18 protein-coding genes are annotated in these 25,941 nt (G+C 70.0%); 10 read left to right on the forward strand and 8 right to left on the reverse strand.

Annotated elements, in window-relative coordinates; all coding sequences use genetic code 11:
- Positions 1–93: 93 nt before the first annotated feature.
- On the forward strand, positions 94–2,772 hold the full coding sequence (gene lanL, locus ABN273_RS37665) for a class IV lanthionine synthetase LanL (RefSeq protein ID WP_349454005.1): 2,679 nt from the start codon (positions 94–96) through the stop codon (positions 2,770–2,772).
- Positions 2,773–2,863: 91 nt separating this feature from the next.
- Here the strand turns inward: lanL and ABN273_RS37670 are convergent, their stop codons facing one another.
- The gene (locus ABN273_RS37670) at positions 2,864–3,760 is read right to left on the reverse strand and encodes a LysR family transcriptional regulator (protein ID WP_349453911.1); all 897 of its coding nucleotides are present in this window, start codon (positions 3,758–3,760) and stop codon (positions 2,864–2,866) included.
- Between the two features lie 70 nt (positions 3,761–3,830).
- Here ABN273_RS37670 and ABN273_RS37675 point away from each other — a divergent pair, with 70 nt between their 5' ends.
- The gene (locus ABN273_RS37675; RefSeq protein ID WP_349453912.1) at positions 3,831–4,964 is read left to right on the forward strand and encodes a YeiH family protein; all 1,134 of its coding nucleotides are present in this window, start codon (positions 3,831–3,833) and stop codon (positions 4,962–4,964) included.
- Between the two features lie 40 nt (positions 4,965–5,004).
- Here ABN273_RS37675 and ABN273_RS37680 read toward each other — a convergent pair whose 3' ends face one another.
- Positions 5,005–5,877, reverse strand: a complete 873-nt coding sequence (locus tag ABN273_RS37680) for an LLM class F420-dependent oxidoreductase (RefSeq protein WP_349453913.1) — start codon at positions 5,875–5,877, stop codon at positions 5,005–5,007.
- A 422-nt stretch (positions 5,878–6,299) separates the two neighbouring features.
- Here ABN273_RS37680 and ABN273_RS37685 point away from each other — a divergent pair, with 422 nt between their 5' ends.
- Complete coding sequence (locus tag ABN273_RS37685) at positions 6,300–6,506, forward strand: cold-shock protein (RefSeq protein ID WP_349453914.1); 207 nt, start codon at positions 6,300–6,302, stop codon at positions 6,504–6,506.
- A gap of 123 nt (positions 6,507–6,629) precedes the next feature.
- Here the strand turns inward: ABN273_RS37685 and ABN273_RS37690 are convergent, their stop codons facing one another.
- The 3 genes from ABN273_RS37690 to ABN273_RS37700 are packed head-to-tail and all read right to left on the reverse strand — an operon-like array spanning position 6,630 to position 13,741.
- Positions 6,630–7,139 (reverse strand): hypothetical protein, encoded by a 510-nt coding sequence (locus ABN273_RS37690; RefSeq protein ID WP_349453915.1) that lies wholly within the window; start codon positions 7,137–7,139, stop codon positions 6,630–6,632.
- A 46-nt stretch (positions 7,140–7,185) separates the two neighbouring features.
- Complete coding sequence (locus ABN273_RS37695; protein ID WP_349453916.1) at positions 7,186–13,284, reverse strand: NUDIX domain-containing protein; 6,099 nt, start codon at positions 13,282–13,284, stop codon at positions 7,186–7,188.
- Positions 13,285–13,333: 49 nt separating this feature from the next.
- Complete coding sequence (locus tag ABN273_RS37700) at positions 13,334–13,741, reverse strand: YbaB/EbfC family nucleoid-associated protein (RefSeq protein WP_349453918.1); 408 nt, start codon at positions 13,739–13,741, stop codon at positions 13,334–13,336.
- A gap of 115 nt (positions 13,742–13,856) precedes the next feature.
- Here ABN273_RS37700 and ABN273_RS37705 point away from each other — a divergent pair, with 115 nt between their 5' ends.
- From ABN273_RS37705 to ABN273_RS37720, 4 genes are all read left to right on the forward strand, one after another.
- Entirely contained in the window at positions 13,857–14,162 is a 306-nt protein-coding gene (locus ABN273_RS37705; RefSeq protein ID WP_349453919.1) for a hypothetical protein, read from the forward strand.
- A 177-nt stretch (positions 14,163–14,339) separates the two neighbouring features.
- A complete protein-coding gene (locus tag ABN273_RS37710; RefSeq protein WP_349453920.1) occupies positions 14,340–15,053 on the forward strand; it encodes a GntR family transcriptional regulator in 714 nt (237 codons plus the stop codon).
- A 103-nt stretch (positions 15,054–15,156) separates the two neighbouring features.
- Entirely contained in the window at positions 15,157–15,624 is a 468-nt protein-coding gene (rraA, locus tag ABN273_RS37715; protein WP_349453922.1) for a ribonuclease E activity regulator RraA, read from the forward strand.
- A 97-nt stretch (positions 15,625–15,721) separates the two neighbouring features.
- Complete coding sequence (locus ABN273_RS37720; RefSeq protein WP_349453923.1) at positions 15,722–16,498, forward strand: SDR family oxidoreductase; 777 nt, start codon at positions 15,722–15,724, stop codon at positions 16,496–16,498.
- 7 nt (positions 16,499–16,505) lie between these two features.
- On the opposite strand, the gene ABN273_RS37725 is transcribed toward ABN273_RS37720, so the two are convergent.
- Positions 16,506–16,994, reverse strand: a complete 489-nt coding sequence (locus ABN273_RS37725; protein ID WP_349453924.1) for an NUDIX domain-containing protein — start codon at positions 16,992–16,994, stop codon at positions 16,506–16,508.
- 180 nt (positions 16,995–17,174) lie between these two features.
- Between ABN273_RS37725 and ABN273_RS37730 the strand changes: the two genes are divergently transcribed.
- Together ABN273_RS37730 and ABN273_RS37735 are read left to right on the forward strand one after the other, a co-directional pair.
- Entirely contained in the window at positions 17,175–18,095 is a 921-nt protein-coding gene (locus ABN273_RS37730) for a DMT family transporter (protein ID WP_349453925.1), read from the forward strand.
- A 112-nt stretch (positions 18,096–18,207) separates the two neighbouring features.
- Positions 18,208–20,922 carry a SpoIIE family protein phosphatase gene (locus ABN273_RS37735; RefSeq protein ID WP_349453926.1) on the forward strand — a complete coding sequence of 905 codons (2,715 nt, stop codon included), beginning with the start codon at positions 18,208–18,210 and terminating at the stop codon, positions 20,920–20,922.
- A gap of 22 nt (positions 20,923–20,944) precedes the next feature.
- Here ABN273_RS37735 and ABN273_RS37740 read toward each other — a convergent pair whose 3' ends face one another.
- Positions 20,945–21,259 carry a winged helix-turn-helix transcriptional regulator gene (locus ABN273_RS37740; protein WP_349453927.1) on the reverse strand — a complete coding sequence of 105 codons (315 nt, stop codon included), beginning with the start codon at positions 21,257–21,259 and terminating at the stop codon, positions 20,945–20,947.
- Positions 21,260–21,399: 140 nt separating this feature from the next.
- On the opposite strand from ABN273_RS37740, the gene ABN273_RS37745 reads away from it, so the two are divergent.
- Entirely contained in the window at positions 21,400–22,167 is a 768-nt protein-coding gene (locus ABN273_RS37745; protein WP_349453928.1) for an alpha/beta fold hydrolase, read from the forward strand.
- A 236-nt stretch (positions 22,168–22,403) separates the two neighbouring features.
- Here ABN273_RS37745 and rpoB read toward each other — a convergent pair whose 3' ends face one another.
- A complete protein-coding gene (gene rpoB / locus ABN273_RS37750; protein ID WP_349453929.1) occupies positions 22,404–25,868 on the reverse strand; it encodes a DNA-directed RNA polymerase subunit beta in 3,465 nt (1,154 codons plus the stop codon).
- Positions 25,869–25,941: the final 73 nt, after the last annotated feature.

The following is a 25,941-nucleotide window of genomic DNA, read 5'->3' on the forward strand; positions in this document are numbered from 1 at the left end:
AGCGCTGGGGAAAGGCCATCGGCGCTGTTCTGATGGCCTTTTCTCGTATCAGAGGATGCGCACCGTTATCGAGGGGTTACTGTGGATAGTAATGTGCTCGACCGCCTTACCCAATTTGCAGATTCGAATGGTAGGGAAATATACGAGGACGACACGTGGATCAGCGTTCACGACTCTCGCCGTGACATTCCATTACAGGGCTGGAAAATCCACGTTTCCGCACGTCCCGGCACCCTCGCCGACACCCTTGACCGCGTGTTGCCGATCCTGGCGGGCGCCGGCTGCGCCTTCAAGGTCGCCCGCTCTGCCCACAGGCTCATGGAGCTCAACTCCGGCGACGTCGACCCCGGAGCCGTGGGCAAGGCCATGACGGTCTACCCGGAGCAGGACGCGGTGGTCGAGCTTGGCCACGCCCTCGCCGACGCCCTGTCCGGGCTGTCGGCCCCGCGCATCGTCAGCGATCGCCGGGTACGCCCCGACGCTCCGGTCTACTACAGGTACGCCCCGTTCGCCCCGCAGTACCGCGTGGACGAGAACGGCGACTTCGAGCTGATCGTGATCGGTCCGGACGGCGAGCAACTGCCGGGCGCGGCCGGCCCCGAGTTCACCTGCCCGCCCTGGGCGACGGACCCGTTCCGCCCCGCGGACTCCACCGAGGACCGCCCGCCGGACGCGCAGCAGCCCGGTGAACGGCCGTCACTGGGAACGCTGCCGCCCGCGGAGACGGCAGGGCAAGGCGCCGAGGGGAGTACCGGCCGGGTCATCGGCGGCCGGTACCGTGTGACGTCCGGCGTCGTGCGTGGCCCGCGCGGCAACGTCTACCGCGCCACCGACGCCGTCGGCCGGCGGGTCGTGGTCAAGGAGGCCCGCGCGTACGTCGGGGAGAACGTCGAGGGCTGGGACCTGCGGATGTACCTCCGCAACGAGCTGCGCATCCTCCAGGCGCTCAAGGGCGTGGCGGGCATACCGGACCCGATCGACCACTTCCGGCACGGAGCGGACGAGTTCCTCGTCATGACCGACGAGGGCAGCCGCGACCTCAACCGGTTTGTCGCGGAGAACGGCCTGTTCACCAGGGAGTCCGCCGACGGCGAGCGCGACCTCGGCGCGCTGGCCGCCCGGCTGCTGGAGGTGATCGACGCGGTGCACTCGCGCGGCGTCGTCATCCGTGACCTGTCGCCCAAGAACGTCGTGCTCGGCGAGGACGGCCGCTGCACCCTCATCGACTTCGGCAACAGCAGGTACGAGGGACTGCAGCTGCCCGGTTGGAGCCGCGGCTACAGCGTCCCCGACCAGCACACCGACCGCGACTCCGTGCCCGCCGACGACTACTTCTCGATGGGCGCCACGCTGTTCTTCGCGGCCACCGGGATGAACCCGATCATGATCGGCCCGGACCCGGTCCGTAACGTCGAGCGCACGCTCATGTGCCTGGCACGGATGTTCCCGGACGTCACGACGGGCGTCGTCGGCCTGCTGCCCGGCCTGTTGAGCCTCGACCCCGCCGACCGCACCGCGGCCGCCGCCGAGATCAGATCCGCCCGCGGGTCGCGCCCCGAGGCGGCCGCGTCCGGCTTCAGCGACGGACGACCCGCCACCGAGCGCCCACCGGCGGGGCGGTGGAGCCTGCCCGCCACGCCGAAGCTCACCGGGGAACTGCTGTCCAAGGCGCTCGACCACACCGTGCGCGAGTGCGCGGCCTTCGCCGAGCGGCTGATGGCCGCGCCCGAGGACGCCCGACGGGAGAGCCCGCCGGTGACCAACGTCTACGGCGGCTGCGCCGGAGTCGGCATGGAGCTGCTGCACCACCCGGAGGCCAAGGCCGTGGCCGCCGACCTGGCCCGGTGGACGGCCCGCGTGATGCCGCCCGCCAAGCTCCCGCCCTCGCTGTACTTCGGCCGTACCGGCACCACGCTGTTCCTGACCGCGGCCCGCCTGACCGCCGTGCCGGAGCTGGCGGCGCCGGCCCCCGTCACCCTCGACGGCCCGCAGCGGGCCGACCAGGCGCACGGCGTGGCAGGCATCGGCTCGGGCCATCTGGCGCTGGCAGCCGCCGAACCGGGCGACGCCCGGCACCTGAGGATCGCCGACGAGTGCGCCCGGCTGCTGATCGCCGGTGACGTCACGCGGTCGGAGGACGCCGTGGCGCCCGCGCAGCCCGGCTCCGGCGTGTCTGTCGACACGGCGTACGCCCACGGCGACGCCGGCTGCGCGGACTTCCTGCTCTCCTACCACGAGGCCACCGGCGACCGGGCGGCCGGCGAGGCGGCCAGGGAACGGTTCGCGGCGCTGGCCGTACGCGCCGAGGCGCTGATCGGCGAGCTGCACGGCCCGGATGCGCGGGCGATGGGGGCGTCCTGGTGCCAGGGCATGTCAGGCATCGTCGGTGCGCTGGCGCACGCGGCCCGCGCGTACGGCGAGGACCGCTACCTGGACCTCGCCGAGCGGGGCGCGCGGGCGTGCCTCGTCGTCGCCCCGCAGGCGTGGGTGGTCTCGCAGTGCTGCGGCCTGGCGGGCATCGGCGAGGCGCTGATCGACCTGGCGATGGTCACGGGCGACGGCGGCTACTGGCGCGGCGCGGAGGAGATCGCCGAGCTGATGCTGGTACGGGCCGGCGGCGAGCCGGCGCAGCCGGTCTTCCCCGGCAACGACCTCGACAAGCCGGCCTACACCTGGAGCACCGGTACCGCGGGCGTCCTGTCGTTCCTGCGCCGCCTCGACCGCCGCTCGGGCACGCGCCTGTGGACGGCCGGCTGGCGGTTGCCCGAATAGCCCGGATCAGCAGCGCGAAGAACGTGTCGCCGCGGACGATCTCGAACGGGTCCTGGCGGCGACGATGCGCTCGTTCGACGGCCGACGCGGGTCAGGGGCGGCTGGCGATGGTCAGGAGGGTCGCGGCAGGGCCCGCGAGTGGGCGGCCCCGGCGCCAGACCGCGCGCATGCTCCGCACCAGGTTGAGGCCCGCCAGCGGCACCTCGACGAGGCGGCCGGTGGCCAGTTCGGCTTCCACCGCGTACCAGCTGAGCACCGCCGGGGCCGCGCCCGCCTGGGCGGCGCCCTTGACGGCCGAGTTCGACCCGAGCTCCAGGCGCGGGCTGGCCCGGTGGTGCCCGGCGAAGGCGACGTCCAGGGTCTCGCGGGTGCCCGAGCCTTGCTCGCGTACGACCAGCGGCGTGGCGGCCAGCTCCGGGCCCCTGAGCAACGTGCGGCGGCGTGCCCACGGGTGTCCCGGGGCCACCACGACGACCAGCCTGTCGGTGCCCACCACCCGGCTGGCCAGCCCGTCCGGCACGTTGGGCCCCTCCACGAACCCCAGCTCCACGGCCCCGGTCCCGGCCAACACCAGCGCCGCGACGTCGGCGGAGTTCAGCACGTCCAGGCCGACCTGGACCCCGGGCTCGCGGCTCTGGAACTCCCCGAGCCAGCGCGGCACCAGGTACTCGGCCACCGTCATGCTGGCGGCCACCCGCAGGTGCGCCGCCTCGCTGTGCCGGACGGCTTCGGCGGCCCGCATGAGCTCCTGCGCGGCCGCGAGCACCTGCGCGGCCCAGCCCGCGACCATCTTGCCCTCGGCGGTGAGTGTGGAGCCGCGCGGCGTCCGCTCCAGCAGTGGCAGGCCGAGACGCCGTTCCAACTGGGCGATGCGCTTGCTCGCGGACGGCTGCGCGATGCCCGCCAGCTTGGCCGCCTGGCCGAGGCTGCCGAGCTCGCCCACGTCCACCAGGAGCTTGAGCGAGTCGAGATCGGGCAACGGGGTCATAGCCATAGGCTATGACCTCCCAGGCAACGCGCGGCTACCGGCCCGCTCGATGGCCCCGAAGACTGGGATCATGATTCTCGCCCCCACCAAGGCATCCCTTCTGCCGGGCATCGCGGCGTGCGCGCTGGCGGTGGCGGCCGCTCTGGTGGTCAACCGGTTCGTGCCGGGGCTCAGTCCCGCCACTGCCGCCGTGGCCTTGGGATCGGCCCTGGCCAGCGCCGGGGCGATCCGCACGCGGCTGCGCCCCGGGCTCCTGTTCGTCTCCCGGCGGGTGCTGCGCGCGGCGATCGTACTGCTCGGGCTGCAGATCGCGGTGCCGCAGATCCTCGCGCTCGGATGGCAGTCGCTCGCGGTCGTCGCCGCCGCCACGGGGCTAACGTTCGTCCTCACCCCGCTGGCCGGCCGCCGCCTCGGCCTTCCGCCCGGGACGTCGCTGCTGGTCGCCACGGGCGTGTCGATCTGCGGGGCGTCGGCGATCGCGGCCATGCACGACAGCACCGACAGTTCGGACGATGACGCTGCCGGCGCGCTCGCCGTGGTGGTTCTCTACGGCAGCGCCGCCATCGTGGTGCTGCCGCTGCTGGCGTCCTGGCTGGGCCTCTCGCCCGAGCAGCTCGGAGTGTGGGCGGGAGCCGCCGTGCACGAGGTCGCCCAGGTGGCGGCGATCGGCGCCGCCTCGGGCACCCTCGTGACGGCGGTGACGGTGAAGCTGGGCCGGGTCGTCCTGCTCGCCCCCATCGTCGCCATCACCACGTCCCTGCGCCGCCGCGCGGCACCACCTGCCGGCGCGCCGGCCGCCAGGACGTCTGCCGGCGCACCGGACGCCGGCCGGATGCCCGTGGTTGTGCCCGCCGGTACGACGGCGCCCGCGTCCGCGCGCGGCACCGCGCTCTCCCCCACTGTGGCACCGCCCGCCGCCGCTCCCACGGCGGCGGGCAGCCGGAACAGGACCGCGATCATGCCGCTGTTCGTGGCCGGGTTCCTGGCGATGGTGGTCGTGCGGAGCACAGGGCTGCTGCCGCCGGCGGTGACCGAGAACGTGCCCGTGGTCACGAACGTACTGATGGCCGCCGCCCTGTTCGCCCTCGGCACCGGTATCGACCTGCGGAAACTGCTCAAGGGCGGGCGGGTCATGCTGCTCGGGGGCATCGCCACCGGGCTCATCGGAGCGATCTCGCTGGCGGGGGTGTCACTGCTCAGCTGACTCCGGCGTGTGCCGCGATGCCGGCCGGGCCGTCTCCGCCCTAGAGGTCCGCGATCGCCGGGACCACCTCGCTGCCGATGATCTCCAGCGGGGCGATCGCGGAGACCCCGGCGACCCGCCCGTGCGCGACGCTGAATCCCTGCTCGGCCAGGGATCCCAGCGAGTCGACGAGCTGCGGGACGTTCTCGCCCTTCTCGCCGACGTCGAAGTTGAACAGCACGGTCTTCTCGATCGCGTCGTAGTCGGTGCCCTCGCGCTCGCAGTGCGCGCGCAACACCTCGAGCTTGCGAGACAGCTCAGGGCCTGGGAACAGGTTGCACGCCTGGGCGTACTTCGCCACCAGGCGCAGCGTCTTCTTCTCGCCGGACCCGCCGATGAGGATCGGCGGATGCGGGCGGGAGATCGGCTGCGGCGAGTTGAGCGTGCGCCCGAGGTGATAATGCTCTCCGTTGTACGGCCGCTCGGTCTCGGCCCACATCTGCAGGCAGATCTGCAGCGCCTCCTCCAGCCGCTCGAACCGCTCGGCCAGGGGCGGGAAGAAGAGCCCCAGGCCACGGGCCTCTTCCTCGTTCCAGGCCGCCCCGATGCCGAGCATGGCGCGGCCGCCGGACAGCACGTCGAGCGTGGTCACCATCTTGGCCAGCAGCCCGGGATCGCGGTAGACGACGCCGGTGACGAGGGTCAGCAGCTTGGCCCTGGTGGTGTGCGCGGCCAGGAAACCGAGCGTGGTGTAGGCCTCCAGCATCTCGTGCTCGGCCGGACCGACCACCCCGATCTGCCAGACGTGGTCCATGACGCTGATCCGGTCGAAGCCCGCCTCCTCGGCGCTCCTGGCCACGTCGGCGAGGTCGGGCCCGAGCCTGCCGGCCCCGCCCGGCCAGGTGAAATCGGGAATGTGCAGACCGAGCTTCATGGCGGCTCCTGAACGTCGGCATCCACCGGCCAGCCTACAGAGCTCCCTTCGGCCGATCACGAGCCGAGATCCATGGCCCGGGCATCACCGCTCCGTGCCCGCCCGGCCGCCGCCGAGAGCAACGACAAATAGGGTCATATGACATCTCCATTCAGGTTTCCCGCCATGCATTCGAAACCGGACAGGGGCCCGGATTACGTCGGAAGCCTCACTGTGAACGCCGTGTCACCGGCACCACCGCAAGCGTGTGCTAGCCTGTCGGGTGTTGCAGTTATGGTTCCCATAGAGACTTTGCGCGCGCCTGCCAGAGTAATTTTCGGGCGCGTTTTTGTTTGCCGGTCATTTCCGGATGGGCTCATCGCGGCGACACGGATTTCGCGCGGCGCGACTCCGTTACCTGCACGTATCTGAAGGAGATCGACATGGCTACCGGAACCGTGAAGTGGTTCAACTCCGAAAAGGGCTTCGGCTTCATCGCGCAGGACGGCGGCGGCGCCGATGTCTTCGCGCACTACTCCAACATCGTCTCCAACGGCGGCTACCGCGAGCTGACCGAGGGCCAGAAGGTGTCCTTCGACATCGTCCAGGGCCAGAAGGGCCCGCAGGCGGAGAACATCGTCCCCGCCTGACCTCGAGCGTGTCGTAAGTCCGGGCCTGCCCTCCCATCGGGGGTCAGGCCCGGACTGCTTTCCCGGCAGGCGCGGCAACGGCAGGCCGGTCACAGCCGGCGCGACCAGGATCCCCCGGGAAGCTCACGCCCCGTCCTGCGTACCCACAACGATCACGCCGGCCATGTGCAGGCTGGTCAGCAATGTCCTGTCGTCGGCCGGGTCGAGCCAGACCTGCAGGTCTGCGGGCCCCGACGGCCTCGGCAGCACCCCGGCGGGCTCATAGAAGGTCGAGACCAGGACCAGGGGAACCGGCGCCTCCCATCGAGCGGGGGCCGGTGGTTCGTGTCGTCCGCCGAGGATCACCACCCGCTCGGCCTCGCTGCACGCATCGAGTCGTCCTCCGGCCGCGAGCTGAGCCTGCGTCCTGACCTGCATGTCCATGGCGAGGCGGACGCGCGCCGACGCGCGCTCGCCGTCGGTGGCGAGCGAGGCGTAGCCGGGGACGAGCATCTCGACCAGCTCGGCGAAATCGTCGGCGTAGCCACGGTAGGTCCCGCCCGCATAGATCATCTCATAGCGGTACGGCCGGCCATCGCCGTTGATCGGTGCGGCCGGAGGCGGCTCCATCGCCGAGGTGTTACGGATGATCACGGCCACTGGATGGCATCCCGTTTCGTGGTGAGGTCGTTCTGCGTCGTCATGCCGCGCGCAACCAGCGAGTGGCGGCGTACACGGCGGTGAGCTGCTCCTTGTCGGCGGCCCGCCAGAACAGCTCGTCCATCAGACAGCGGAAGGAGAGGCTTCCCTGCTCGGTGAGGTCGAACGCCGGATCCAGCTTGAGGAGCTCGGCGTGGGTGCCCAGCAGGTCACGCTGCCCCCGGTTGGGGGGCTCGCCCAGCAGCACGTTGCGGAACGCCGCATCCACCACCGCGACCGATACCTTCACCTGGGACTGGATCAACGGGGCGTAGAGCGAACCGTCATTCAGGCGGAACTCGACATGGTCTTCCGGAGATCCGGTTATGCTCTCCAGGTTCACCGCGTACCCGTGGTCGGTGCCGGCCCTGCTGTTGTGATCCCGCACCAGGCCTATCGACTTGTAGCCCGCTGCGGGCTGCCGGTTGGGGCGGCAATACTTGAGGCCCCGGTGGCTTTCCCGCTCCGGGTTGTGCCCGAGTCTGAACAACGTGTCGCTGTGATGGTCCACGTAGTCCACCACGCTGGTGTAGTTCTCCACGATGTGGTCGTAGTCGTATGTGCTCACGTGGATGTGCCCACCGGTTTGGGCGCTGGCCGTGCCGCCATGCGCTCGGATGATCTCGCAGGCGATGCGGAGGTTCTCCCAGGTCGCCGGCTCGTCGTACAGGATCGGCGAGACCAGTTCGCCCGCGACCGAGCCGTCCTGCTCCAGCCTCCAGAGACCGCGCCCGCCGTTCCGTCCCGAACGGTAGCCCTGCGTCTGCATGGTGTGGTAGTCGTGCACCTGGGTGTCGCCGGTCAGACCTGCCCTGTACAGGTCGCGGGCTATGGCGTCCCGGGCTCGGCGGCGGGCGTCGCCGACCGGCAGGTCGAACTCGAGCTCCAGCCCGAACCCGCGCCCGCCGTCACGGGCCGCCAGGGATGCGGTGGCGTTCTTCAGCAGGTAGGGAATCACCGCCTCTCCCCTGGCGGCGCGTTCCACCGCCTGGTCGTACGCGCGCCGGAACGCCGCGAAATCCCTCACATAAGACACCTCAGGGACCTCCGGCCAGCGCTTCCACGCGCGAACCCGGGCCTCCAGCGAGGCGACCCGTTGCTGCTCCGCCACGGCCAGCGGGTCGGGGCCGGCGAGCCGTGACAGGGAGCGGCGCAGGGGAGGGTGGGCCTGGCGATACGCCTGCCGCGCCGTGGCGTGCTCCTGGACTGCGGCCTGCCGGGCGTCCCGGACGGTCGAGGGGGCGAGATCGTGCAGCCCCGGCGGGACGTGCGGCGTGTCCGGCTGCCGGCCGATCGCGGGACGGCCGGCGTGCTGAGTGAGGGCGTCGAGCACCTGCCGCCGGTCGACCGGCCCGAAGAGGTCGAAGCCGTCCCGCTGGACCTCGACCGCCCGCTGGGCCAGCCGTTCGACGGAATGGTCGAGACCTGCCTCTCCCGCCAGCCGGCGCAACGGGTCGAACACCCACAGAGGGGATGGCGCCTCGGAGCTGGTGATCTCAGCCAGGCGCGAAAGCACTCGCGCCTCGTCGTCGCCCGGACGCATGACGTCGCGCTCGGCCGCGACCCGCAGTCCGTCCCAAAGATGCGGATCTCGCGCCCGGTGGGCGATGAGGCGGTCGATGATCTCCTGGCGGCCGGCCGCCCGCGCGAGGTCGGCACCGTCCGCCTGCGCCTCCTCGGCCAGGCGGACGAATTGCTCAACGGAGCGTCCTTGCCCGACGTCGCCGGCCAGGTGCTCCAGCGGCTCGACGGTGCGGAACCTGTCCAGGGCCAGTCCTGTGACGATCTCGTACAGGCGCGCGACCAATCGTGCTGTCGAGTCGCGGACATCGGGTAGCGAAAGGCTTTCGGTGAGCAGCACGCCGGCCCACAGATACGCGTCTTGTCGCCAGAACTGGTCCAGGCCCGCACGGAATGCCGGCTCCCCGGTCGTTCCGCTGGGGAAGTAGCCATTCTGGTGGGCCGCATGGATGACCGGGAGTAATTGCTGGACGTCGCTGATGCCGTACCGCTCGAGCACGGGTCTGACGAGATCTCGAGCCTTCCTGTAGGTGACAGGGTCGCCCATCATCTTCACCATGAGCCCGACCGCGCGTTCTTGCCTGACATTCGCGTCGAGGAGACCGACCACGGTCTGGTACCGGTGCCCCGTCCAGCGATAAGGGTCTGCCTCCATGGACCTCCTGAGGATGTCGGTCAGGGCTGCGCGGTCGGTCGCGCTGTCTGGGGACATGCCATACCGCCGGGCGTCGTTGAACACTTCGACCAGGGCATCGATGTCGTGGGGCAGGCCAAGTGCGGCCGCCACTTCGGAAATCTCGTCCGGCGGGTTCGGTCCGCCGATGGTCCGGCTCATCAATGCCAGAGCCCTGATCGTCGTCTCGCCGTGGTCGCGGACACGCAGCTGGGCTGACAGGCGCCGGCCTTCTGCCAGGAGCTCCGCATCCGGCACGGTCGGCGACGAGCCGGAAGTGTCCCGGCGGTTCGGGTCTGGAGTGTTCCCGTTGTCAGGCGTCCAGCGGTAGAAGATCGCTGCGGCCTCGGCGAAGTTCCGTGGCCGCGCGTCCGCTACAGAAGAGAGACCGGTCGCGGTGTTCGGTGGGGCGGGCACCCGGTGCGTCGCCGCCGGGGATGTGGGCGGAGCCGGGGGCGCCGGCGGGCGGGAACCGGTGTCGGAGCTCGCCAGGATGCGTTCGAGTTCCGCGCGTACGTCGGGCCACGCTCGGGCGAAGTCGGGGTGCAGATTGAGGCGCGACACCTCCTCCACCAGCACCCATGCGTTGTCGAGGGACTCGCGGGACGCGGGCCACACGTCAGCCAGGTACGACATCTCGCCGATGACGGTGTCGAACGCCCAGCCGCCGTGATCGTCGTGATGCACTCCCCGCACGTTCACCTCGTCCGTGTTCAGCCTGTTCTCCTCGCGGGGTTCACGGAGACCGGCATCGATCGGGCCTTCGCCGCTGTGGCGGGCGCCACCGGGCGGTCCCCAGGTCCCTCCGTGGTGCGTCTCCATGGAGCGGAGTTGCAGGAGAACACGAACCTCACCGTTAGGAAGGCGGTGGAAGAGCAGCAGACCTGCCCCGCCTTCGGTTCCCCAGTGCCGGTGCCCTTGCTCGCACTGTGTCCATGCGTCGGTGGGCGTCCGGACCTGCCAGCCGGCTGGAAGAGTGGGATGCGCTGCGGACATGCCGGGGGCGCCGATGTGCGGTGGTCGCAGCACGGTGACCTCGCCGGGCGTGGCCAGCAGGACGAACTCGTTGAGGGGTAGCTGGCCCATGCCGGTCCACGGGGTCGACAACACCTGTGAGGCAGGGAAGACCCCTGCCATGACCGCCCCGTCCCCCAGACCGGTGTACCGCTTGGCGACTCCGGGGAGAGCGCTCCAGGACTGCAGCGGCAGTGCGGGCGGAGCCGGCACGACATCGCCGTCGGCGGCGTCCGCCAAGCCCGGGACCGGATGCAGTGGGTCGAACGCTATTCCCCGGTAAAGCACCAACTCGTCGATCCCGCGGCTTTCCAGTTCGCGCTGCGTCTGCGCGTACTGCTGCCGGAGGAAGTCGCGCAGCATGTCCCCGCTACGGGCGTGCACGTCCCTGGCGGTCCTGTTGCGGTTGGGATCACCGTACGCCTCCAGGTCGAGAACCCCGGTCAGCCCGAACTCCTCGCGCGCGGCCATGTGCATGGCCAGCCGCTCCGGCAGCATCTCACTGGCGCCGTATCCCCATGTCCGCAGGAGCTCCTCGGCGGCCAGCCGTCTCACTATGTCGTGCGCTTCGGGCGAGTCGAACGGTATCTGGCGGATTATCCGGCGTGGCTCATCCGCGTACTTGCGGGAGCCTTCCCCGAAGGACGCGATGGAACTCCGTTCGACCGGCTGCCAGGTCCTTAAGGTTCTGCCCATGAAGGGGAGCTCGCTCAGGACGAGATCGTACTCGGGGTTGCCGAGCGCCTCCGCCAGATTCCCCTTGCGCCCCACGCCGAGCATTTCCTTCGTCGGGGATCGCATCGTGTCCATCAGCATCTTCACCGTCGCGGCATGGGCGGCCTGCCAGCCTGCGGCGCTGATCGGGTCGTGTTCGCCGTCCCGGCTGAGCAGGTCCGCCACCCGCCTCACCACCGGCTCGAGCCCGCGAGGGTGCTCGGGCAACGCGCTGGACCGGGCGACGGGCACGCTCGCGTCGCCCTGGAGGCCCGTACGCGGCATGTCGGCCGTGGCGCCTGAACCAGGCCCCTCCGCAGGGCGTTCCCCGTGCTCGGAGGAGTGCGGACGGACGGACGCCGCCGCCGCATCGGCGATCGGCGCGGGATCCGCGAGCATCGCCTCGGCAGACCGGTCCCCGTGACCCGTCACCGGGCGAGTGGCGGCCGGGCCCGCCACGGGGCCCGGCACGGGCTCCAGGGCCGGCCCCGTCCGGTCCTGGGGGGTCCTCGAGAGCGTCGATGTCTGCGGATCGGCCGCGTCGGGCGTCGCGGGCCGCGTTGCGGCGGTCTTGGGATCCGCGTGCTCCTGGCCATGATGGCTTGCCTGTGCCGCGTCGTGTTCGGGGATGCCTGCGTCATCGGGGGGCGCGGTGACGATCGCCGGGACGGTGGCCGGGAGCAGTGAACTGCGGGGGAGCTCGCCCGGGACCACGGCCTGGGTCCGCGGAGCGGCGGGGGCGGTCTCGCCGCTCGGGGCTCGCTCGGCTGGGAGGTTCTGCGGGGGTCGTACGGGTGCTCCGCCTTGTTCGGCTCCGTCCCCGGCCGGACCGTGCAGGAGTGTGTCATGGCGCCGGATGACCTCACCCGCGATCACCCGGTCCGAGTGCGGCTGGGGCGGGTTGGCGCCCGGTTCGGACGGCTGCCGGTTGATCAGGGTGTCGACGTCGGCGTGGTGTTCGGGCCGGGGGTGGAACGACAGGGCAGCGGTGTCGTGCCCCGCGGCCGGCAGGATGTCGCCGCCGGACGGGTCGTGCGGCACGCCACCGGGAGGAGGCGGAGGCTGCTCTACGGTTGGGTCGTGCGGCACGGCTCTGGGAGGAGGCGAAGGCTGCTCTCCGGGTGAATCGTGCGGTGCGGCAGTGAGAGAGGGCGGGGGCTGGCGCGGCGCGTCGGTGTCGGCGTGCGGGACGTTGGCGGACGGGGTGTCGCCGATCTCTGCGACCGCCCCGATCGGGATGTAGCTCACCCGCGCCGAGGCGGGGACGTCGAGGCCGCCGGCGACGCCGGCGATGAAGGTGTAGGCCAGGTGCGAGGCGTCGAGTTGCCCGCTGAGCGCCAGCCCGGGGACGGCGCCGGCGGTCCCCGCCACACCGCCCAGCAGCGCCTGGCCGTACATGCTCTGCCCGATCGCCACGATCCTGTCACGCACGGCCAGTTCGGCCTCCGAGGCGACGTACACCATCTCCCGGCTCAGCAGGCGCGAAAGCCCCACGTTCGCACCGGCGAACAGGGCACCGGTCAGGGCGCCGCTGCCGAGCGACATCGCCAGCGAGGCGAGGTCGAAGTCCCCCTCTTCGCGATCCCCCCAGATCTGCTGCGCCGCCTGCACGCCGAAGTCCAGGCCGCCCATGATGCCCGCGAACTTCAGCATGTTGACGAGGACGAGCCGCTTCATCGTCTGGATGTTCACCTGGGTCAGCAGCGTGTGGTGCTGGATCAGCCGGAGAACGGCCGGGCCATTGACGTAGATCCAGACCAGCAGCTTGACGATCACCGCGCCGAGCAGCGCAAGGGAGGCATAGATCATCCACTCGGTGTGCTGCATCCGCACGCCGTGCTCGCGCAGAGACTTCGCCTCGTCCCGGAGCGCCCGCTCCAGCAGGTCGAGCAGCGCCCCCTCCGAGTGGGGGTCATCCGCTTCCTGCTGCCCGCCGAGCGCGGCGAACACCTGCTCGAACGCCTCCTTGGCGGCGCCCTGCCATTCATGGCCGCGCAGCAACCGCACGATCGCGGAGGCGTCGTCCGTATTGAGCTTGGCCAGGAAGTCCGCCACATCCTCCAGCGCCTGCGCTTCGTCGATGACCCCGCCGACGAAGGCTTCAGGGAAGGCCCCTCCCGTCAACGGCAGCGCCATCGGCTTCACCAGGTCGGGCACCAGGCTGAGATCAAGCCCCATCAGCCGGTGTCATCCCTCTCGGTCTATCGTCGTGATCGGCACGGGCTGATCACGATGGCGACCGCGGAGCCCGCGGCTCTGGCGTGCCGGGGTGCGGCAGGAATGACTCGAAGCTCGTTCCCTCGCCGAACAGGTCCTCGAACGGAAGATCCGGTACGCCGAAGGGCTCCATCAACTCCTTCATCTCACCGGAAACCTGGCTGGTCGCCCGGCCGATCTGCGCCACGATCGAGGCGGACAGCTCAGACGGCGACAGCTTGCGGTAAACCCGGGGGTCCAGCTCGATCTCCCGCACCTCACCGCGGGGGCCGACGGTCACGGTCACCATGCCGTCCTCCGACGTGACCGTCGCCGACAGGTCCCGTACCTTCTCCTGCATCTTCTTGAGCTGTTCGGTCTGCTGGTTGACCTCCTGGACGAGTTGCTCCAGCAGCCGCCAGTGCTCGTCCGTCGTCATCCCCGTCCCTCACATCCGATCACATCAAGCATCAAAGGCCTCAGAGGCACCATTCTTCCCGAAATATCGATATTGAGCGCGCTGATATCCACACGTGCCGCTAAGCTGCCCAGCCGTGGAGCTCAACGGCGTCGCCTACAGCCATGACCACCTTCACCGGCTCTCGGACACGGCCGACCGCATGGCCGACGACGTGTCAGAGGCCCGCATCCGGTTCGAGACCTCGTGGGGCAGGGCCCGCGCCGCCCTCGGCGACGACGACTACGCCCGCATGTACTGGCAGGCACACGGCCAGCGGATGGAGAACATCGGCATCGGGCTCGAACTGCTGGCGACCGCGCTCCGGGAGGAGGCGACCAAGCTTCAGCGGGCGTCGAAGACGTACAAGGCCGGCAATGACGCCAGCACCGTGCGTACCTGAGCCGACGTCGCGCTCCGGCCAGCGCGACACTTTGTTATAACCTACGACACCCCCGCCGCATTCAGCTGGCTATGGCGGCTACAAGCGGTTGCCGGGTCTGTCGGTCGACATGGTCGAGACAGGCAACGATGGGCAGCGGTATAGGTTATAACCGATCAGCGACGCGACGGGACAGCGATGAGCGAATCAGCAGCCGAGCTCTACACGACCAAGGCGGACTTCGCGTACCTCCGCGTCAAGGAGCTGATCCTGTCCGGGACGCTGCTGCCCGGCTCGGTCATCGCGCAGGCGCAGCTGGCCCGCGACATCGGCATCAGCACCACCCCTCTGCGCGAGGCCCTGCGCCGCCTCAAGAGTGAAGGGCTGGTCGAGCTCGACGCCCACCGCGACGCCCGCGTCGCGCCGCTGGCCGCCGAGGAGGCGCGCGACCTGCTGGAGCTACGCCGCTCCCTCGACCCGCTGGCGGTCGCGCTGGCCGCCGAACGCCGTACGAAGGCGGACATCGCCGCCATGCGCGCCGCCCACGAGGGCCTCGAGTCGCTGCCCGGCAACCCCGCCTACGAGCAGCTCGTCGCCCACCGCGAGTTCCACGCCGCCCTCTACTGCGCCTCGCACAACGACCTGCTCATCCAGACCCTCGACGGCCTGTGGGACAAGGCCGACCGCTACCGGCGCCTCGCCCTGGAGGTCGAGCGCGGCCAGGCGGCGCGCGACCGCAAGGCCGCCGAGCATGAGGCCCTGCTGGAGTACGTGATCGCGGGCGACGCCGAATCGGCCGCCGCCGTCATGCGCGAGCACATCGACACCAGCCTCGGCGCCCAGGCCGCCTGGCGCCTGCGCAAGCAGCACACCGGACCGGACTTCCCCGGCCAGGGCGAGGGAGATGCCTGAGGCCTGGCAGCGGCATGGCTCGGCGTGGGCCAGCCGCTGACCATGTCCTCGAACCGGCGTCGCCGCCCGGCGACTTCCCGTCGATCCGCAGAAAGGTTCCACCATGACCGTTGTCACCGCAGACCTGTACGACGAGCGCGGCGACCAGCTCGACTCCTGCGACCTGCAGCTCCGCCAGTACGGCGGCCGCCGCGCCTTCGCCGGCACCATCGTCACCGTCCGCTGCTTCGAGGACAACGTCCTGCTCAAGTCCGTCCTGGACGAGCCCGGCGAGGGCCGCGTCCTGGTGGTGGACGGCGGCGGCTCGCTGCACACCGCCGTCATGGGCGACGCCATCGCCGGCATGGCCGTCGCCAACGGCTGGGCCGGCGTGGTCATCAACGGCGCGGTACGCGACGTCGCCGCCCTGCGCGAGCTGGATCTGGGCGTGAAGGCCCTCGGCTCCAACCCGCGCAAGAGCGGCAAGGAGGGCACCGGCGAGCGCGACGTCCCCGTCACCTTCGGCGGCGCCACCTTCCGTCCCGGCGCCGAGCTGTTCAGCGACGACGACGGCATCCTGGTGACGCGCTGACCGCCTTTGTCGACGCTCCGCCGGTGATGGCCGGCCGCCACACCCAGCCGCGCCACAGCCCGGTGCGCGTCGAGCAAACGCTTGGTAGAGTCAGGGCGTGCTGCTGGACGGCGAGGTCGCGGTCGTCACCGGAGCCGGTCCCGGACTGGGGCGGACTCTGGCGCGGTTGCTGAGCGAGGAGGGCGCCAGGGTCGTCGTGGCCGCCCGCACCGCCGCCACCGTTGAGAAGACCGCCGCCGAAGTGCCAGGCGTGCTGGCCGTACCCGCCGACGTGACGCGGGTGACGGACGTACGGCGGCTCGCCGACACCGTGATCGAACGGTTCGGCCGGGTGGACGTCCTGGTCAACGCCGCCTTCCCCGGATCGCACCGCAAGAACGTGCTCGACATGTCCACCGGCGATCTGGAGGCATGGCGCAGGGCCGTCGAGACAGGCGGCTACGGCACTCTGCTGGCCTGCAGGTTCATCGCACCGCACATGGTGGCCCAGCGCTCCGGCTCGATCGTCAACATCACCTCCATGTCGTCCCGCAAGGGCTACGCGGGGCGCAGCGACTACGCCGCGGGCAAGGCCGCCGCGCACCTCCTGTCGCACTGCCTCGCCGACGAGCTCGGGCCGTATGGAGTGCGGGTGAACTGCGTCGCGCCCGGCTGGATCGCCAGCGAGGTGCTCGACGAGTGGATGCGCACCCGGGCGGCGGCGGAAGGCGTGGCGTTCGAGGAGATCCTCGCCCGCGACGTCTCGGCGATGGCGCTGCGCCGCGTCGCCACGGAGGAGGACGTGGCCCGCGCCGTCGTCTACCTCGCCTCCCATCACGCCAAGGCCGTCACCGGCACCACCATCGACGTCAACGGCGGCCAGCTGTTCACGTGACCGGGAGTCAGACGGGCGACGCGTCGGCGGGAAGGTAGACCGTACGGCCGCTCTTGCGGGCCCGGCGTGCGGCCGGGATCCGCGCCGCCGTGGTGCTCGGGAGCCTGCTTTCGGCCTCCTTCCAGCCGAGGAACTCGGCGGCGTCGAGCTCGTCGGCTTGGAGCCTGATCCGGCTGGGGTCGGGGATGACGCCGCCGTCGAAGAGGAAGTTCAGCATGGCGCGCGGCCGCTCCCCCACCGGCGGTGCCCAGTCGACCACCAGCAGATCTCCGACCTGGACAACCAGCCCGAGTTCCTCGGCGATCTCCCGCATGGCGCACTCGTGCGGCGGCTCTGCGGCTTCGACGATGCCACCGGGGATGCCCCAATGCGGGCGGTAGTTCGGCTTGACGAGCAGGACGCGGTCGTCGTCGTCAGTCAGCAGCACGCATGCCGAGGCATACGCCGCCGGCAGGGTCGCGTACCAGTCGGCTGGATCGAGGTACGGCTTACTCATATTGCTCGACATAGCAGTTCGCCTTCGCTGTCCGCGGCGGTGTCTTCAACACCGTGATACCCACGGCGGCGATGGCGGGTGGCGCGGCATCACCGACGCCGAGCCGGCGAACGCGCCGATGAGCGAGCACTCCCTCGTTCGAAATGGTTATTTGTCGGTCCTGACCGCTACCCTCCATAAGTGCTCAAGCCTTGGTTGCCCGGTTTCCTGCTGCTCGCCGCCATCTGGGGAAACAGCTTCTTCTTCATCAAGGTCGCGGTGGAGGCCTTGCACCCGCTCCAGGTCTCGTTCGGCAGGATGGCCATCGGGGCGCTGGTGCTGCTGCCGGCCGCGCTGCTCGGCGGCAGGCGGCTGCCGCGCGATCCGCGTCTGTGGGGGCACTTCCAGATCGCCTCGGTCGTGCTCACCACGCTGCCCTTCACCCTTTTCGCGTACGGCGAGCAGTACGTGTCCTCCGTGGTCGCCGCCATCTGGAACGCCACCACCCCGCTCTGCACGCTCGCCTTCACCCTGCTGCTGCGCACCGAGAAGGCGACCCCCGCCCGGGTCGCGGGCCTCGGTCTCGGCTTCGCGGGCGTCATGGTCGTGCTCGGGGTCTGGCAGCCCATGGCCGGCGGGCAGCTCGGCGGCAGCCTGGCCTGCTTCGGCGCTGCGGCCTGCTACGGGCTCGGCGGGGCCTACATGGGCCGCTTCATCACCGGGCGGCGCCCGGAACCACCGGTCGTGCTGGCCGCCGGGCAGCTGCTCAGCGGTACGGTCCAGCTGGCCGTGATCACGCTGCTGGCCGGGGTGCCGCTGGTGGACCCGCACGCGCCGGCCTCGGTCTGGTGGAGCCTGGCCGGGCTCGGCGGGCTCGGCACCGGGGTGGCGTACCTGCTGCTCTACTGGGTGCAGGTCCGCGCCGGGGTCACCACGACCTCGACGGTCACCTACCTGCTGCCGGTCTTCGCCGCGATCTCCGGGGTGGCGATCCTGGGGGAGAGCATCAGCTGGAACCAGCCGGTCGGCGCCCTCGTCATCCTCGCCGCCATCGCCCTCACCCAGCGCGCCGCCCGCCGCCCCGTCCCGGCTCTCCCCGAAGAGGCCGCACAACGTACGTGACGGGAGGCCGAGCGGCCGTACCGCAGGTGGTTATACTCGGGTCATATACCCCCATATATGCAGATTCTTCCCGGATCGATACCAGAGACACGGTGAAGGGAAGTACATGGGGATGGGCGAACAGCGTGCGCGAGGTCCGCGGATCGTGCCGGCGGGTCAGGTTTCCGAGGAGCGGAAACGGCTGCTGGCGGAGGTCGGTGACGATCTGTGGGGCATCGAGCTCCTGCGGTTCGCGATCCAGCAGGCGGTGGCCGAGCTAGGCGGGCTGGGCGGCATGGTGCATCTGCGCGGCCCCAGCCAGGGCGGCGGGCTGCGCCTGGTGGCGAGCAGTGGACTGCCCCCTGCTTGTGCCCAGGCGTGGGAGCGTATCGACGGCAACGGCCCGCTCGCCCCGGCGCGCGCGTTCCGGGATGCCGGGTCCGTACGGGTGTCCATGGCGAACGTGGTCGCCGGCATGCCTCAGCAGCCCACGAGCGGGCGGCCGGACGGCTCCTCGGCCGCGCCCTGGTCATGGCCGGTCGGCACGGCGATGGTGGCTGTCCCGTTGCTGTGCCCCGGCGGCCCGGTCGGAGCGCTGTCGGTCGTGACGGTCGCCTCGCACGAGCCGTCGCCCGGGCAACTGGCCTTTTTCGACGCGCTGGGCCGATGGGTGGGCGAGCGCCTGAGCAAGTCCTCCGCGACGCCGCCCGATTCGCGACTCGCAGGCCGGCGGGAGCAGCCCACCGGCTCGCATCTGCCGCAGGAGCTGCAGACGGTCGGCACGTGGGACTGGGACATCCGGACCGGCGACGTCATCTGGAACGACGCGATGCTCGCCCTGTTCGGCGTCGACCCGGACACCTTCGATGGACGCATCGAGACCTGGATGGGCATCATCCACCCTGACGATCTGCCGTGGGTGCTGGCCGAGATGGATGAGGCGATCTGCGCGGGGAGGATGTACAGCAGCGAGTACCGGGTGTGCCGCCCGGACGGGACGTCCGCCTGGGTGCGGACCCGCGGCCGGCTGGTGGTCGATGACAACGGCGAACCGGCACGCATGATCGGCACGCTGTGGGACGTCACCAAGACCCATGACGACCTGGAGGCGCTCACCGAGCCGGGGCCGGGAGCTGCCGAGCGCGCCGCCGCAGAGCGGGCCTCCCGCATCAAGCAGCTGACCAGAGCGCTGGCCGAGGCGGCCACCGTGCGGGACGTCGTGGAAGCATGCGCCGATCACGTCCTGCCGTCGTTCGGCGCCGCCGGGCTGATACTCGCCTTCCTGGAGGGCGGCCACCTGCGGCCGGTCGGGTTCACCGGGTACTCGAAGGAGTTCGTCGAGCGGATAGCCCGGATACCGGCCTCCGGCGGCCCCCCGATCGCGGAGAGCCTGCGCGATCGCACCCCGATGTTCGTCAACTCGGTCGAGGAGTACATCGAGCGCTACCCCACGACAGCCGAACTGCCGGCGGCGGGCGGCAAGAAGGCGTGGGCCTTCCTCCCCCTGATCGCCTCGGGGCACCCGGTGGGCAGCTGCGTCGTCTCCTTCTCCGAGCCGCGCCGGTTCACCGGCGAGGAGCGCAACCTGCTCACCGCGCTCAGCGGGCTGGTCGCCCAGGCCATGGAACGGGCCCGCCTGTACGACAAGGAGCACACCCGCGCCCGGGAACTGCAGCGCGGACTGCTCCCCCGCGGCTTGCCGTGCCTGCCCGCCGTCACCGCCGCGGCCCGCTACCTGCCTGCCGGCAAGGACATGGAGGTGGGCGGCGACTGGTACGACGTCATCCCGCTGTCGGCGGACCGGGTCGCCATCGTCATCGGCGACGTCATGGGGCACGGCGTGGCCGAGGCGGTCACCATGGCCCGCCTGCGCACCGCGGTGCGCACCCTGGCCGACCTGGAGCTGTCTCCCGACGAGCTGCTCTCCCACCTCAACGACCTGGTCAGCGACCTGGGCGACGACTTCTACGCCACCTGCCTGTACCTGGTCTACGACGCCACCAACCGCTCCTGCGCCCTGGCCCGCGCCGGCCATCCCCCACCCGCCGTGGTCCGCCCCGACGGCACCGTGCTCTTCCCCGAGGCCGACCCGAACTCTCCTCTCGGCGCCGCCACCCCGCCCTTCGACATCGTGGACATGGAACTGCCCGAAGGCAGTCTGCTGGTGCTCTACACCGACGGACTGGTCGAATCGCCCACCTTCGACATCGACCAGGGCATGGCCCAGCTCGCCAAGGCGCTCAACGGCACGATCACCGGGTTTCCGCCATGCCGGCATGCGCCGGACGCGGCCGGCCCCCAAAGCGCCGAGTGCCTCGAGTGCCTCTGCGACCGCCTCACCACCACGCTGCTGCCCGGGGAGGAGACCACCGACGACGCTGCCCTGCTGATCGTGCGTACCCACGCGCTGCCGGGTGACGACATGGCCTGCTGGCCACTGCCCGATCACCCCCGGGCCGCGGGCGAGGCCCGCGAGCACGTCCGCGCCCAGCTCCACGACTGGGACCTGGACGGCCTGTCGATGACCACCGAGCTGCTGGCCAGCGAACTGGTCGGCAACGTCGTCCGCCACGCCAGAGGCCCCATCCACCTGCGCCTCCTGCGCAGCAACGTGCTCACCTGCGAAGTCTCTGACGGCAGCCTCACCACACCCCGCATCCGCCGCGCCGCCGACACCGACGAGGGCGGGCGCGGGCTCCAGCTGGTCGCCGCCCTCTCTCATCGCTGGGGCACCCGCTTCACCGCCAACGGCAAATGCATCTGGACCGAACAGCCCCTCAAGCCCGAACCAGCCACCCTGCTCCCCGAGCAGAGCCCCCTGGAGCTGTACGAGCTGCTGAGCGATTGATGCCGCGCCGTCATGTCCCGCGTCAGTTCCGGTTGTCGTACTCCTGGCGGGCCGAGAGCAGAGCAGGGACGGCGCGGCGGGCCCACTGCGCGAGTGCCTCCAGGGGCTCGCGGATCTCCTCGGCCAGCGGAGTGATCGCGTACTCCACGCTCGGCGGCGCGTCAGGGTGGACGGTCCGGGTGACCAGTCCGTTGCGTTCGAGGTTGCGGAGGTTGAGCGTCAGCATGCGGCGGCTGACGCCCTCGATCGCGCGCTCCAGCTGGGTGAACCTGCGCGGCCCTTCCCCCAGCTCGACCAAGATCTGGATGCACCACTTGTCCCCAATCAGTCTGAGCACCTCGGGGAGTGGGCATGCGACCTGGTCCGTTACCGCGGTGTTCCGTTGCGACAAGAAAGTGCCTCCTTCTCAGGTCATCGATCTTGCCGCAGGATGATGCCCGTTACAAGTCGTAACGTTCCTGGACAGAGGGGTTTGTCGTGCCTTTCGCGCGCAGCAACGGATACAAGATCTTCTTCGAGGTCTCGGGGAGCGGCTCGCCTGTCGTGCTGCATCCGGGCATGTTCGAGGACGGCCGGCACTGGGCTCACCTCGGTTACACCGAAATTCTGGCCGCCTTCCACACGGTGATCGCCATCGACCCGCTCGGGCTGGGCGCGAGCGACGGGCCGCGCGAGCCGGCGGCGTACGCGCTGGAACGCCGGGTCCAGTACGTCACCGCCGTGCTGGACGAACTGGGCCTCGGCCGGGCCGCCTTCTGGGGGTACTCGCTGGGGGCGATGACCGGCTACGCGATGGCCGCGCATGCCCCCGAGCGGCTGACCCGGCTGGTGGCCGGGGCCTTTGACCCGAACGGGTTCAGGTCGCGGGTGCCGGACGTGCTGGCCGCGCTCGGACTGCCCGGCGACTTCGATGTGTACGAGATCGTCAAGCAGGGCGCGCTGAGCTCTCCGTACCAGGTCGCGGTGATCGAGCGCGGCGATCCGGCCGCCCACCGCGCCAACTACGAGATGTTCTCTCGCGAACCTGGCCTGGGCGGCAGGCTGGCCGCGTCCGGCGTGCCGGCGCTGATGTACGCGGGCACGGCCGACCCCTGGCACGATCCCATGCGGGACTACGCGCGGTCACAAGGCGTGGAGTTCTTCCCCGTCCCGGATGCCGACCACGGCGGGGCCTTGCGGCGGCCGGATGAAGTGCTGCCGCGCGTGCTTCCGTTTCTGTCTGCAGACAACCAGCAGGACGCCTGATCTTCGCCGGTCGCCTTGCGTGGCGAAACTCCGCGAGGTCGGCAATCCGGCGCGGGGCGGCATGACGACGAATACGACCTCGGCCGCTTCCACGGCCACGGTCTCTTCCTCCGCGGGATGATGTCCCACGCCATAGCCCACGCGGATCCGGCGTTCTGCACGGCGAGACACACGTAGGACTCCCGGCAGGACGAGCGGCGAGACCGCCGCTCGTCCTGGCTCACCGGGCACCCGGGTCAGACCTCGTCGATGCTGATCGTCCCCTCGTTGGGCCGCCGCGACAGGTCGATGCCGAGCTCCTCCGCGGCGCGGAAGACGTCCTCGTCGGTGTCGCGCATCTCGATGGACATGCCGTCGCTGGAGAGCACCTCGACATTCAGGCACAGCGACTGCATTTCCTTGATGAGGACCTTGAAGGACTCCGGGATGCCAGGCTCGGGGATGTTCTCGCCCTTGACGATGGCCTCGTAGACCTTCACGCGGCCCAGGACGTCGTCGGACTTGATGGTCAACAGCTCCTGCAGGGCGTAGGCGGCGCCGTAGGCCTCCAGTGCCCACACCTCCATCTCACCGAAGCGCTGGCCACCGAACTGGGCCTTACCACCCAGCGGCTGCTGAGTGATCATGGAGTACGGGCCGGTCGACCGCGCGTGGATCTTGTCGTCGACCAGGTGCAGCAACTTCAGGATGTAGATGTAGCCGACGGCGATGGGATAGGGGAACGGCTCACCACTGCGGCCGTCGAACAGCTGGGCCTTGCCGCTGCGCTGCACCAGCCGATCCCCGTCGCGGCTGGGGATGGTGCTGTCGAGGAGCCCGATGATCTCTTCTTCGTGGGCGCCGTCGAAGACCGGGGTAGCCATGTTGGTACGTGGCTCTACCCGTTCGAAGCCCTTGTCGCGCAGCCGCTCGGCCCAGGCCTCCTGGATGCCGGAGATGTCCCAGCCGCGGGCGGCGATCCACCCCAGGTGGGTCTCCAGGACCTGGCCGACGTTCATCCGGCCGGGCACGCCCAGCGGGTTGAGGATGATGTCGACCGGGGTGCCGTCCTCCAGGAACGGCATGTCCTCGACCGGCAGGATCTTGGAGATGACGCCCTTGTTGCCGTGGCGGCCGGCGAGCTTGTCACCGTCGGTGATCTTACGCTTCTGGGCCACGTAGACGCGGACCAGCTCGTTGACACCCGGCGGCAGCTCGTCGCCCTCCTCACGGGAGAACACGCGCACCCCGATGACCTTGCCCTGCTCGCCGTGCGGCACCTTCAGCGAGGTGTCACGCACTTCACGGGCCTTCTCACCGAAGATCGCGCGCAGCAGCCGCTCCTCCGGAGTCAGCTCGGTCTCGCCCTTGGGCGTGACCTTGCCGACCAGGATGTCGCCGGGCACGACCTCGGCGCCGATGCGGATGATGCCCCGCTCGTCGAGGTCGGCCAGGACCTCCTCCGACACGTTCGGGATGTCCCGGGTGATCTCCTCCGGGCCCAGCTTGGTGTCACGGGCGTCGACCTCGTGCTCCTCGATGTGGATCGAGGACAGGACGTCGTCCTGCACCAGCCGCTGGGACAGGATGATCGCGTCTTCGTAGTTGTGGCCCTCCCACGGCATGAACGCCACCAGCAGGTTCTTGCCGAGCGCCATCTCACCCTTGTCGGTGCAGGGGCCGTCGGCGATGACCTGGTTGACCTCGACCCGGTCGCCCTCGGCGACGATGGGCTTCTGGTTGAACGAGGTGCCCTGGTTGGAGCGCTTGAACTTGGCCACCCGGTACGTCGTCCGGGTGCCGTCGTCGTTCATGACCGTGACGTAGTCGGCGGAGACCTCCTCGACCACACCGGCCTTCTCGGCGCTGATCACGTCACCCGTGTCGGTCGCGGCACGGTATTCCATGCCGGTGCCGACCAGCGGCGCCTCGCTCTTGAGCAGCGGCACCGACTGCCGCTGCATGTTCGCGCCCATCAACGCCCGGTTGGCGTCGTCGTGCTCGAGGAACGGAATCATCGCGGTGGCCACCGACACCATCTGGCGCGGCGACACGTCGATGTAGTCGACCTCGCCGGAGCGCACGTACTCCGTCTCACCGCCCTTGGTGCGGACCAGGACGCGGGCCTCGGCGAACGAACCGTCGGAGTTGAGCGCCGAGTTGGCCTGCGCCTTGACGTAGCGGTCCTCCTCGTCGGCCGTGAGGTAGTCGATCTGTTCGGTGACCCGGCCGTCGACGACCTTGCGGTAAGGAGTCTCCACGAACCCGAAGGCGTTGAGGCGGCCGAAGCACGCGAGGTAGCCGATGAGGCCGATGTTGGGGCCTTCAGGGGTCTCGATCGGGCACATCCGGCCGTAGTGGGACGGGTGCACGTCGCGCACCTCCATGCCCGCCCGCTCACGCGACAGACCACCGGGACCGAGCGCGTTCAGCCGCCGCTTGTGCGTCAGACCGGCCAGCGGGTTGATCTGGTCCATGAACTGCGACAGCTGCGAGGTGCCGAAGAACTCCTTCATCGACGCCACGACCGGGCGGATGTTGATCAGAGTCTGCGGCGTGATCGCCTCGACGTCCTGCGTGGTCATGCGCTCGCGCACGACGCGCTCCATCCGGGCCAGGCCCAGACGGACCTGGTTCTGGATCAGCTCGCCGACGCTGCGGATGCGGCGGTTGCCGAAGTGGTCGATGTCGTCGACCTCCACGACGACCTCACCCATCGAAGCCTCGCCGGCGTGCAACCGGACCAGGTAGTCGATCACCGAGACGATGTCGTCCTCGGTGAGCGTCCCCTGGGAGATCTCCGCGTCGACGCCGAGCTTCTTGTTGATCTTGTAGCGACCGACCTTGGCCAGGTCGTACCGCTTGGCGTTGAAGTACAGGTTCTCCAGCAGGGTCTGCGCCGACTCCTTGGTCGGCGGCTCACCCGGCCGCAGCTTGCGGTAGATGTCCAGCAGCGCGTCATCCTGGCCGGCCGTGTGGTCCTTCTCCAGGGTGGCCCGCATGGACTCGTACTGGCCGAACCGCTCGAGGATCTGCTCGCTGGTCCATCCCAGTGCCTTGAGAAGCACGGTGACGGCCTGCTTGCGCTTGCGGTCGATGCGCACACCGACGCTGTCGCGCTTGTCGATCTCGAACTCCAGCCAGGCACCCCTGGACGGGATGACCCGGCAACCGTAGAGATCCTTGTCGGACGTCTTGTCCACGCTTCGTTCGAAGTAGACGCCGGGCGAACGGGTCAGCTGCGAGACCACGACACGCTCGGTGCCGTTGATGATGAACGTGCCCTTCGGCGTCATGAGCGGGAAGTCGCCCATGAACACCGTCTGGCTCTTGATCTCACCAGTGGTGTTATTGATGAACTCCGCCGTCACGAACATCGGGGCGGAGAAGGTCATGTCCTTGTCTTTGCACTCATCGACTGAGTACTTCGGCGGCTCGAACCGGTGGTCGCGGAACGACAAGGACATGGTCCCCGAGAAGTCCTCGATCGGACTGATCTCTTCGAAGATCTCTTCGAGGCCCGACTGGGTCGGGACGTCCTTGCGCCCGGCCTGGCGAGCCGCCTCTACCCGGGCCTTCCACTTCTCGTTTCCGAGCAGCCAGTCGAAAGACTCGGTCTGCAGGGCCAGAAGGTCAGGAACTTCGAGGGGCTCCTGGATGCGCGCAAAAGACACGCGACGGGGACCAGCGGGTACGGCGGAGGCGTTGCGCGAGGCTGCCAACAGATGTCCTTCCGGAGGGCACGGATGGAATCGAACTGCGCGCATGCCAGACGCCCCAACAACCACTAACGCG

Origin of the sequence: Nonomuraea sp. B19D2 (genome assembly GCF_040137845.1) — a bacterium.
In the GTDB taxonomy this organism is placed as follows: domain Bacteria; phylum Actinomycetota; class Actinomycetes; order Streptosporangiales; family Streptosporangiaceae; genus Nonomuraea.

What these genes read in the sequence shown, in the direction of transcription:
- ABN273_RS37670 (WP_349453911.1), bottom strand. Translation starts at nt 3,760, where the DNA reads ATGACCCCGTTGCCCGATCTCGACTCGCTCAAGCTCCTGGTGGACGTG.
- ABN273_RS37695 (WP_349453916.1), bottom strand. Translation starts at nt 13,284, where the DNA reads ATGGGGCTTGATCTCAGCCTGGTGCCCGACCTGGTGAAGCCGATGGCG.
- ABN273_RS37725 (WP_349453924.1), bottom strand. Translation starts at nt 16,994, where the DNA reads ATGAGTAAGCCGTACCTCGATCCAGCCGACTGGTACGCGACCCTGCCG.
- ABN273_RS37680 (WP_349453913.1), bottom strand. Translation starts at nt 5,877, where the DNA reads ATGAAGCTCGGTCTGCACATTCCCGATTTCACCTGGCCGGGCGGGGCC.
- ABN273_RS37710 (WP_349453920.1), top strand. Translation starts at nt 14,340, where the DNA reads ATGAGCGAATCAGCAGCCGAGCTCTACACGACCAAGGCGGACTTCGCG.
- ABN273_RS37685 (WP_349453914.1), top strand. Translation starts at nt 6,300, where the DNA reads ATGGCTACCGGAACCGTGAAGTGGTTCAACTCCGAAAAGGGCTTCGGC.
- rraA (WP_349453922.1), top strand. Translation starts at nt 15,157, where the DNA reads ATGACCGTTGTCACCGCAGACCTGTACGACGAGCGCGGCGACCAGCTC.
- ABN273_RS37675 (WP_349453912.1), top strand. Translation starts at nt 3,831, where the DNA reads ATGATTCTCGCCCCCACCAAGGCATCCCTTCTGCCGGGCATCGCGGCG.
- ABN273_RS37735 (WP_349453926.1), top strand. Translation starts at nt 18,208, where the DNA reads ATGGGCGAACAGCGTGCGCGAGGTCCGCGGATCGTGCCGGCGGGTCAG.
- ABN273_RS37700 (WP_349453918.1), bottom strand. Translation starts at nt 13,741, where the DNA reads ATGACGACGGACGAGCACTGGCGGCTGCTGGAGCAACTCGTCCAGGAG.